This is a genomic window from Paraburkholderia sp. SIMBA_053 (genome assembly GCF_046534895.1).
Taxonomy (GTDB): Bacteria; Pseudomonadota; Gammaproteobacteria; order Burkholderiales; family Burkholderiaceae; genus Paraburkholderia; species Paraburkholderia caledonica.
The window spans coordinates 1-236 of the sequence record NZ_JAWRXU010001692.1; the positions used below are offsets into that span (position 1 = coordinate 1).

General features: G+C 58.5%; 1 protein-coding gene. It reads right to left on the reverse strand.

Annotation, left to right across the window (positions count from 1 at the left end; all coding sequences use genetic code 11):
• Positions 1-109: 109 nt before the first annotated feature.
• Entirely contained in the window at positions 110-223 is a 114-nt protein-coding gene (locus SB753_RS41305; RefSeq protein ID WP_410805717.1) for an arginase family protein, read from the reverse strand.
• Positions 224-236: the final 13 nt, after the last annotated feature.

Sequence of the window (236 nt, forward strand, 5' to 3'; positions counted from 1 at the left end):
TTGGCGTGGTGTTAAAAAGCCCCTGGCCTTCTGTGGGCGCGCTGGCGCTATTGTTGGTCATTGACCTGACCCTGCGCTGAGCGCTTCCGCAAGGTGAGCGGCGAAACGCCTACGCCTTTTTGGAGGCTGCCAGGGTGTAAAGAAACTCTAACCCCAGCGTGGCTGCTGCCAGCGAGGTAATGTCGCCGTGGTCGTAGGCGGGGTTTACTTCCACTAAGTCCATACCCACTAGTTCC

Bases quoted from the DNA above. Each gene is read 5' to 3' on its own strand.
- SB753_RS41305 (WP_410805717.1), bottom strand. From the start codon at position 223: ATGGACTTAGTGGAAGTAAACCCCGCCTACGACCACGGCGACATTACC.